At 38.7% G+C, this 9,030-nt stretch carries 11 protein-coding genes and 1 pseudogene; 6 read left to right on the top strand and 6 right to left on the bottom strand.

The features are described from left to right. Nucleotides 1-99, bottom strand: a pseudogene (locus AC5YD2_RS15790) (IS982 family transposase); the annotation flags it as partial. Nucleotides 100-271: 172 nt separating this feature from the next. On the opposite strand from AC5YD2_RS15790, the gene AC5YD2_RS15785 reads away from it, so the two are divergent. Then, nucleotides 272-961: a hypothetical protein gene (locus tag AC5YD2_RS15785; protein WP_496127222.1), complete on the top strand. Its 690-nt coding sequence runs from the start codon at nucleotides 272-274 to the stop codon at nucleotides 959-961. A gap of 115 nt (nucleotides 962-1,076) precedes the next feature. Here AC5YD2_RS15785 and grxD read toward each other — a convergent pair whose 3' ends face one another. Next, nucleotides 1,077-1,418, bottom strand: coding sequence for a Grx4 family monothiol glutaredoxin (grxD, locus tag AC5YD2_RS15780; RefSeq protein ID WP_496127221.1), 342 nt, complete (start codon nucleotides 1,416-1,418; stop codon nucleotides 1,077-1,079). 159 nt (nucleotides 1,419-1,577) lie between these two features. Between grxD and AC5YD2_RS15775 the strand changes: the two genes are divergently transcribed. After that, a complete protein-coding gene (locus AC5YD2_RS15775; RefSeq protein ID WP_496127220.1) occupies nucleotides 1,578-2,789 on the top strand; it encodes an aspartate aminotransferase family protein in 1,212 nt (403 codons plus the stop codon). Nucleotides 2,790-2,922: 133 nt separating this feature from the next. Here the strand turns inward: AC5YD2_RS15775 and AC5YD2_RS15770 are convergent, their stop codons facing one another. The 3 genes from AC5YD2_RS15770 to surE form a co-directional block, all read right to left on the bottom strand. Beyond that, the gene (locus AC5YD2_RS15770) at nucleotides 2,923-3,855 is read right to left on the bottom strand and encodes a LysR family transcriptional regulator (protein WP_496127219.1); all 933 of its coding nucleotides are present in this window, start codon (nucleotides 3,853-3,855) and stop codon (nucleotides 2,923-2,925) included. A gap of 95 nt (nucleotides 3,856-3,950) precedes the next feature. Then, nucleotides 3,951-4,793 (bottom strand): peptidoglycan DD-metalloendopeptidase family protein, encoded by an 843-nt coding sequence (locus AC5YD2_RS15765; protein WP_496127218.1) that lies wholly within the window; start codon nucleotides 4,791-4,793, stop codon nucleotides 3,951-3,953. A 98-nt stretch (nucleotides 4,794-4,891) separates the two neighbouring features. After that, nucleotides 4,892-5,689, bottom strand: a complete 798-nt coding sequence (gene surE / locus AC5YD2_RS15760) for a 5'/3'-nucleotidase SurE (RefSeq protein WP_496127217.1) — start codon at nucleotides 5,687-5,689, stop codon at nucleotides 4,892-4,894. Between the two features lie 107 nt (nucleotides 5,690-5,796). Between surE and AC5YD2_RS15755 the strand changes: the two genes are divergently transcribed. The 4 genes from AC5YD2_RS15755 (at nucleotide 5,797) to AC5YD2_RS15740 (ending at nucleotide 8,653) form a co-directional block, all read left to right on the top strand. Further along, entirely contained in the window at nucleotides 5,797-6,171 is a 375-nt protein-coding gene (locus tag AC5YD2_RS15755; RefSeq protein WP_496127216.1) for an MCR_0457 family protein, read from the top strand. 179 nt (nucleotides 6,172-6,350) lie between these two features. Then, on the top strand, nucleotides 6,351-6,740 hold the full coding sequence (locus AC5YD2_RS15750) for an MCR_0457 family protein (protein ID WP_496127215.1): 390 nt from the start codon (nucleotides 6,351-6,353) through the stop codon (nucleotides 6,738-6,740). A 134-nt stretch (nucleotides 6,741-6,874) separates the two neighbouring features. Beyond that, a complete protein-coding gene (gene dacC / locus AC5YD2_RS15745) occupies nucleotides 6,875-8,023 on the top strand; it encodes a D-alanyl-D-alanine carboxypeptidase PBP5/6 (protein WP_496127214.1) in 1,149 nt (382 codons plus the stop codon). Between the two features lie 102 nt (nucleotides 8,024-8,125). After that, nucleotides 8,126-8,653: a gamma carbonic anhydrase family protein gene (locus AC5YD2_RS15740; RefSeq protein ID WP_496127213.1), complete on the top strand. Its 528-nt coding sequence runs from the start codon at nucleotides 8,126-8,128 to the stop codon at nucleotides 8,651-8,653. A 15-nt stretch (nucleotides 8,654-8,668) separates the two neighbouring features. On the opposite strand, the gene AC5YD2_RS15735 is transcribed toward AC5YD2_RS15740, so the two are convergent. Further along, nucleotides 8,669-9,030 (bottom strand): transposase (locus AC5YD2_RS15735; protein WP_496127212.1); only part of this gene is annotated, 362 nt, incomplete at its 5' end.

Raw genomic sequence — 9,030 nt, 5'->3', positions numbered from 1 at the left:
GGTTGCTTCAAATTTGAGAAAGAAATCATCAATTACGCTGAATAATTCGGTACTATTAAACATTAGGACTAGAGTTGTGAGTTTTGTGTGGTAACTCAACTGATGGCTCTAGTCCTCTTATTTTTCAAGTCAATTTCTTATCCGCGATTCGGGTTAAATAACAAAAAATCATTGAGTTAATTTTTGACTCTAACAGAACTTATTTTAAAAAATTAAATTTAACTTAGCCCTAAATTAAACGCTAAAACCCAAATAAGAATAATGGTACGTTATGAATAACTTAAATCATTTGATCAATGAAGCGATTGATCTCGAACACATTAATCTTAGTGATGAAGCTTTACTGATTAATTTAAGAGAATATTTTAAACATGATGCTGAGTTTTATCAGCATTACCATCATGGCAATTATCAAATTTTAGATGTACACGATATACAAGCCTTTTTTACTTCAGGACTCAAATACGTCCAATACAATAAGCACCATTTACAAGAAAATGATGTTCACAAGTTAAACATTACAACGCTTTATAAAATGTTGATGGTTCTAGAAGCGAACAAACGTCTTCATCAGCTCAATCAACAGCAACAACATATATTGAACAAGTTAAATTTCTTTTTTGATTGGGATGATTCCACGCTTGAAACGATTGCTCAAGCGACCAAGCCTCGTATTTATAAACTGATTAAACCCATTGCACTCTTACTTATTCCTATTTTCTTCATCTGGCAATCCACATGGAAGCAGCCCACGATTTATTATGCTTCTGGGTTATTTTTATTTGCATTGATGATCTTCATTCTGCTTGGTCTTGTTTATGCTCAGCATCGCTATATGAAAAGTATGCCTGATGAATATAAATTCTATTCACCTGAAACGGTTATGCAACTGTTTGACCATAAAATTAGCGGCAATAATCCCAATAGAGTTAAGCAAGAATTAGCAGGTTTTTCACATTAAATTTGATAACTACGATTTTTCACATACTTTGATTAGCAATCACCATTCGCTATTGCTTCATTAAAAACACGTATAAAAAAAGCACCTGATCGGTGCTTTTCAATTCACGTCTGAATTATGCTTCAGGCGCTGCGCTGTATTGTTCAATGAGGGTTTTTAATTCGCCCGTTTGGAACATTTCAAGCATGATATCGCTACCACCAATCAACTCACCATTGATCCACAATTGTGGGAATGTCGGCCAATTTGCAATTTGTGGCAATATTGCACGAATATCTTGATTTTCCAAAATATTAACATAAGCAAATGGACGACCAATTTGGCTCAACGCTTCAACTGCACGTGCAGAAAAACCACATTGTGGGAATTGCGGTGTGCCTTTCATATAAAGAAGCACTGCATGTTTAGCAATTTGATCGCGAATTAACGCTTCTGTGTCACGCACTTGTTCAGTCATTGATTAAATCCTCAACTTATCTGCGTGCATTATACCTAAATCCACCTTAAAGAGTATGTCTTGCACATTTTTTCCAGTTAAATTTACATTTGGGCTTTTAATCTGTTTCATATTTTGATTAGATTAACTTTTCCTTCATTTCACAGATAAGAGTTTGTCATGAACAATATCACTCTCGCGCCAATACAACCTGATCAACCGACTCATTTGATGCCTGTATTCAGCCGTCAACCGATCAGCTTTGTTCGCGGTCGAGGTTCTTATCTGTATACAGAAGATGGTTCAGAATATCTGGACGCCTTAACAGGTATCGCGGTTTGCGGTTTAGGTCATGCTCACCCTGTTTTGGCTGAGGCGATTGCAGAACAAGCAGCGACTTTAATTCATACCAGTAACATTTATGAAGTGCCTTGGCAAACGGCTGCAGCGCAAAAGCTGGCGAAAGTTTCAGGTATGGAAGAAATTTTCTTCTCTAATAGTGGTGCAGAGTCTAACGAAGGTGCGATCAAAATTGCACGTAAATATGGACATATGCAGGGTTTAAGCCACCCTAAAATTATTGTTGCGGATCATTCTTTCCATGGTCGTACCCTGGCAACTCTTTCTGCAACAGGCAATAAAAAAGTTCAAGAAGGTTTTGGACCATTGGTTGAAGGCTTCATTCGTGTCCCTTTTGGTGATATCCAAGCGATTGAAGAAGCGGCGATAAACCATCCTGATATCGTGGCGATTTTAGTCGAACCGATCCAAGGTGAAGGCGGCGTGAATACTGCACCTCAAGGCTTTAGTTATTTGGAAGAGATTCGCCAAATTTGCAATCAGCATAACTGGCTCATGATGCTGGATGAAGTGCAAACCGGTAATGGTCGTACTGGTAAATATTTTGCCTATCAACACACCAATATCATTCCAGATGTGATGACCACTGCCAAAGGTCTAGGCAATGGTTTCCCGATTGGCGCAGTGATGACTCAAGGGAAAGGTGTGGGCATTTTGACTGCGGGTAATCATGGTTCTACATACAGTGGCACAGCACTCGGTTCTCGTGTGGTGTATACCATTATTGATCTGATGCAAAAAGAAAATATCGTCGCGAATGCTGCAAAAATTGGGCAATATTTAGTAGAGAGTTTACGTACCCAACTTGAAGAGCAAAATGTCATCGTTCGTGGTTTTGGCATGATGATTGGAATTGAATTACCAAAAGCATGCGGTGAGTTGGTTGATATTGCTCGCACTGAACACAATTTAATTATCAATGTGACAGCAGGCAATGTTGTTCGTCTACTTCCAGCATTAAATATGACGCATGAACAAGCGGATGATTTATTAAAACGCTTAGTGCCTGCAGTCAAAAACTTTTTAAGTTAATTCTTTAGATTATTCCAATGTGATTTAGAGATATAAAAAAGCCGCATGATGCGGCTTTTTTATGCGCTGAATATAAATTATATATATTCAACGATCTAAGTAGGTCTACCATTTATTGAGAGTCTTCTTGTTATTAAGAAGCTTCTTGAAAGATACGACCGCCAGGCAATTGTCCAAAATACTGTTTTAAAGCATCTAAACAACGATGGATTTTCATTGGTTGTTGTTCACGCTTCAAAGTCATTGCATTCAACGTATACGTCGGCAATTTCCATTCAGGTAATACTTCAACCAACGTGCCGTTCACTAACTCTTTTTGCACATCCAAATACAGTAAACGCGCAATGCCATGACCACTTTGACACAATGATTTAGCCACGAAAACATTGTTGGTTTGCAAACGATGTTTCATTTCTAAATCAACCGTTTCGCCTGTAGAACCATGTTCAAAACTAAAATTTTGATAGTTTTTCATGATGTTAATCGGAATTAAATCATGATTGGATAAATCTTCAGGTTTTGAGATCGGTAAATTCTGATTCAAATAGCTTGGTGAAGCCACCAACACCTGATCTACACGTGCCAATGGCGTAATCAATAAATTATTTGATTCTTCAAGTTTTGAACACATGCGAATAGCGATATCAATTCGCTCTTGAATTAAATCAATAAATTGATTCTCAGCTTCAAAATGAACCGTAAGTCCACGATGTGCCGAAATCCAATGTGACAATGCTGGAACTAAATGCGTAGCACCCAGCTCAGGCGTAGTCGCAATGCGTAGGTCCCCAACCAAATCATCTCTTAATTCATTAATTCTAATCTTGCCACGCTCAGCCGCAGCAAGCATTTCTTGGCAACTGTAAAAAAAAGCTTGACCCGCTTCTGTCAAACTTAATCGTCTTGTAGAACGATGTAGAAGTGTGACTTCCATTTCTTGTTCTAGGGATCGTATCTGCTGACTTACAGCACTTGTAGTAATACCTAAATCACGAGCGGCACCACTAAACGAGCTTTTTTCAACAACACATGCAAATACACCCATTGATCTAAGTTGATCTAACATAAATTTCCCTCTGAAATTATGAGATGCTTCACATTTTAAATATGAAAGCAACTCATTGTATTATACGAAGAATTTTTAAGTTTGCATCAACTATCTTAATTGATTGGTAAAATATTTGCTGGATTTATAGGCTTACCATCTAAACGAATTTGAAATTCAAGCATGGTGCGATTTGTACCACTCGAGCCCATTTCTGCTATTTTTTGTCCAGCAACCACATTTTGACCACTTTTCACAAGCATCTTACTATTATGTGCATACGCTGAAATATAGCCATCCATATGTTTTACAAGGACTAAATTACCGTATTCTTTTAAGCCATCAGCCGCATACACCACTTGACCATTTGCAGCAGCCATCACTGGGTCACCGACGTTCCCACCAAAACGAATCCCCTTCACATTCGCTGCATTGTTAAAGTTTTCTAAAACGACACCATTCGATGGTTTCACCCATTTTAATGAAGAGGAATTTGATGAGGGGCTCACTGGTGTTGCAGGTGTAACTGTACGAGTCGTCGTAGTCGTTGGTGCTGTCACAGGCGTTGGCGTAGTCTGAGTATTTGGCAATTGAACATTCTGACGTTTGATTTGTGAGTCTTGAGCTGCCAAAGGTTTCACAGCCGTTGTGCGATTGCGATTACCACTTTGTTTAAGACGAATCGATTGATTGACATAAATTCGATATGGCGGAGCAATATCATTCATTTCCGCGACACTGATATAGCTCAAACCATAACGATTGGCGATACCACTTAAAGTATCACCCGAACGTACAGTATAGAAATCAGGCGCTTTTGCATAACGTGCAGAATTGTTAATTTGTGGCTTAGAAGCACAGCCCGTGATTGCAAATACAGAAACAACTGCAAGGGATGCAAACAGCGTTTTAAATGACATCTTATGGGTTAAAACATTCTGTCGTCGAGCCAAAAGCATGATTTCCTCTCTCTACAATCTAAATTTGAAACTGAATTTCGCCTAAGATTAGCAAAATTAATCAGAGTTTCACTGATTAACGTTGCTTTTTCACAAACTTATAACATTGTCTCGACATCAGTGCTCTTTTCTGCAATTTGATCCTTCAATGTATCCAAAATACTGTAGTTGGTTGCATCAATTTGAATCGGTGTAATACTGACATAACCATTTGCCAGCGCAAAGAAATCTGATTGAATATCCATTAAGCTTTTTTTCGGATCGACTACAGACTCTCCAGTTAATCCGATCCAAAAGACTTGACGTCCTCGCGCATCGACCTGTATGGTGATCGGTTTGTTTTGTAAGCGTTGACCTTGATAGGTCACTTGAGCACCTTGAATATGTTCAATGTCTGGAATATTGATATTGAAAATATGACGTGGTGGTAAAATGGGTAATCCTTTGGCAATAAAGTCATGTACCCACTCTGCTGCACGTGCATATTGCTCTGGATGTTGATACGACCTGACTTCAGAACCTGCCAAAGACACCGCAAGCGCAGGCTGTTTCATTAAACGTCCTTCAAACGCTGCACCGACTGTGCCAGAGTAAAGTACATCATCACCCAAATTCGCGCCACTATTAATCCCACTCACTACAAGATCAAACTCAAAATCAAACATGCCATTCATGGATAAATACACACAATCAGCAGGTGTGCCATTTACAGACCAAATATCTTCTGCAATTTGAATCGGACGTAAGGGGCGATCTAAAGTTAAAGCGCTTGAATAACCACTTCGCTCACCCTCAGGTGCAACCACAATGACTCGTCCCAACTTTTTCAAAGCATGGGCCAATGCTTGGATTCCTGGTGCAAACACACCATCATCGTTCGAAATTAAAATATTCACTGTGTATAACCTAAGTTTGCGTCGTTGGTAGATTATATGATTGGAAAATATTCAACAACTCTATATATTTAGCAGACTTTAAAACAATATTCCAAAGGGTTAAAAAAGTGTTAAATCGCTCACTCATTCGCTTTGCTTGTATAACAACATTCACTTTTCTAAGCAGTACTTTAGTTCATGCAAATTTAATTTCTCAAGCAGAACTCGATTTAGTGATCAAAGAAGATATTGCTGCAGCTCAAGTGCTGAATGAAATTTGTCCTGCTTTGGTCACCGATGCAACTAAAATCCAACACGCTGTCGCTCAATTTACTGAAGAAAGCTTAAAACAGCTCTCTTCCGGCGCTATGAGTTTAGAACAATTGAAACAAGATGCTGAATACCAAAATGCATATAAAGAGGCCTCAGCTGAAAATAGTGGATATTCTCAAGAGGAAAAACAGCAAGGCTGTAATGAACTCATTTCTTCAGTCTCTGAGTAAGCTTTGACCATATCAAAGTCTTGATGATGATAAAGCACCCTCGTATTTGTAATCATTGAGGCTGATTGTTCGCTATAAAACGTCACAAAGCCTACAGCTTCTATACATTTTCTCTATTTTTTCATCATCAAAAGTGTTTATTCTATACAAATCATTTAGTTATAAATTTTGAGTATCCAATGCATAATAAAATCGTGAAATTCTTTTCGTTTGGTCTTCTATCTGCATCATTGGCTTTCAGTGCGAGTGCATTTGCTGAGAAAAAAACTGAAGCTTCTGCTGAAAACATCGATGTGACTCAAACCACCATTACTAAGGATGAATTAGCAGCGATCTATGTACTGTCAGAAATTTGCCCTTCATTGATTAAAACCGATGATAAGTTCGATGCAGGTTATGCACGATTATTAAAAGACTATTTACCGCAAGAAAAGTCACCCAAAACGGCAATTAAAACCACAGTTGAACAAACCAGTTTTAAAACCGCTTTAGCTCAAGCGCGTGCTGATGTCAAAAGTGCTGGCGACAAAGTCAATACGCAAGTCTGCAACGATGTGAAAGATTACTAATCTTTAGTCATCACAAGCATGAATTAGTTACAATTCGACTGAAAATAGCCGACTCTCCCCGTAGCAGTCGGCTTTGCTTTGTCCTAGAATGCAAAGCTGATTTTGCCGTTCACATAAGATTGGAACTACTTAGAATGACCCGAAAAAGCGCCATCGCTGCATTATTACTATTACCATCATTTTCTTATGCAGCAACTGTTTTATCTACGCCACCAGAACTCAATAACAAATCATATGTTTTGATGGATTATGAAACAGGGCAAATCCTTGCTAGTAAAAATGAAAATGAGAAACTTGCTCCAGCGTCAATGACCAAAATGATGACCAGTTTCATCATCGAACAAAAACTATTGAATGGTCAGTTGACTGAAAATGAAAAAGTTCGTATGAACGAGTCTGCATGGTGTCGTGGTAGTAGCACCGAATCATGTATGTATGTTCCCTTGAATGGCACTGCGACTGTTTTAGAAATGTTACGTGGCATTATCGTTCAATCAGGTAATGATGCGTCTAAAGCGATGGCTGAGCACATTTCAGGCAATGAAGGTACATTTGCCCATGAAATGAATAAAGAAGCGAAACGTATTGGCATGACCAATACCAGTTTTGTAAACTCAACCGGTATGCCTGCTGAAGGTCATTATTCAACAGCAAAAGATATGGCAACCCTTGCGCAACATATCATTCATGACAGCTCTAAATACTATCCAATTTACTCTGAAAAAGAGTTTAGCTTTAACGGCATTAAACAAGGCAACCGTAATGCCCTGCTTTATACTGATCCAAGTGTAGATGGTTTAAAAACAGGTCATACTGAAGAAGCTGGATACTGCCTGACGACGTCTTCAAAACGTGGTCCAATGCGTTTAATTTCTGTGATTTTTGGTGCGCCATCTATGCAAGAGCGTGCTTCACAAACACGTGAAATTTTAGCTTGGGGTTATGCAAACTTTGAAACGGTGAGTGTTCAACCTGCGAATCAAGAAATTGCGAAATCAACAGTGTGGTTTGGTACTGAAAATGAAGCGAGTATTGGTCTCGCTGAAAAATTCAATGTGACCATGCCTAAAGGTCAAGCGAATGCGATTAAAACTCAAATTTCGGTTCAACCGAATTTGAATGCACCGCTTCAAAAAGGTCAAGTGGTGGGTAAACTCACTGCGACTTTAGATGGTAAAGTGATTGCTGAGAAGCCTTTGGTTGCGCTACAAGCAGTTGAAGAAGCAGGTTTCTTCTCTCGTATGATTGATCATGTAAAACAATTCTTTAGCAATTTATTCTAAGTCTGGTTTAAAGCAACAATTTTAGACTTAAGTTCAAGCATCTATATTTCGATATAGGTGCTTTTTTATTTATACTGTCTTTAAAATTATGGATTTTTCAGCATGAGCCACAACATTCGCCCTTATCTTGACACTTTTCCGCAGACGGATGACACGAATTATATCGACCCGATGTCCGTGGTGATTGGCGATGTGGTGTTGGGTGAAAATGTTTCTGTATGGCCCTTTGCTGTGATTCGTGGTGATGTGAATCATATTCGTATTGGTAAAAACTCGAATGTGCAAGACCATTCGATGTTGCATGTCAGTCATAAGAAAGCCGATAAGCCTGAAGGCTCACCGCTGATCATTGGTGAAGATGTCACTGTTGGTCATCATGTGAAATTGCATGGTTGTACCATTGGTAATCGTGTTCTGATTGGGATTGGTACGATTATTTTAGATGATGTGATTGTTGAAGATGACGTAATGATTGGTGCGGGTTCATTGGTTCCGCCAAATAAGCATCTAGAAAGTGGTTATTTGTATGTGGGAAGTCCAGTGAAACAAGTCCGTAAATTAACTGAAAAAGAGTTGGCTTTCTTACCTTACTCAGCTCAGAACTATGTGAAGGTTAAAGAAAACTATTAATAACCCGAATCCTGCTTAAGCCGATGAATCAATAATTTGAATTGTTGGCTTATTTCGATGGGTTAATTGATATGCACATAACGAGGCGTAAATTCCACTGAGAAATCCACGAACACTGCGTGCTTTACTCGTCACTAAATTGTATTGACCTTTCAATAGGCTGAATAACGTTTCTATCTTATTGCGTTGCCTTAGGTGATATTCATCTGGCGCACTGAGCTCAACAGACCGCATGTTCTTTCGATGATAAGTAATCAAATCAATACCTTGATCTTTTAACTTAATTTTTAAATCTTGACTAATATAACCACGATCCGCATAAAGCTTTGCCTCGAACCCCTCGACCAACTGCTCCACCATTTTGATGTCAGCAACAT

It is taken from the genome of Acinetobacter sp. CY73 (assembly GCF_059515865.1).
The sequence above is the reverse complement of the archived record's forward strand: the minus strand, read 5'-3'. Positions and strand labels throughout refer to the sequence as shown.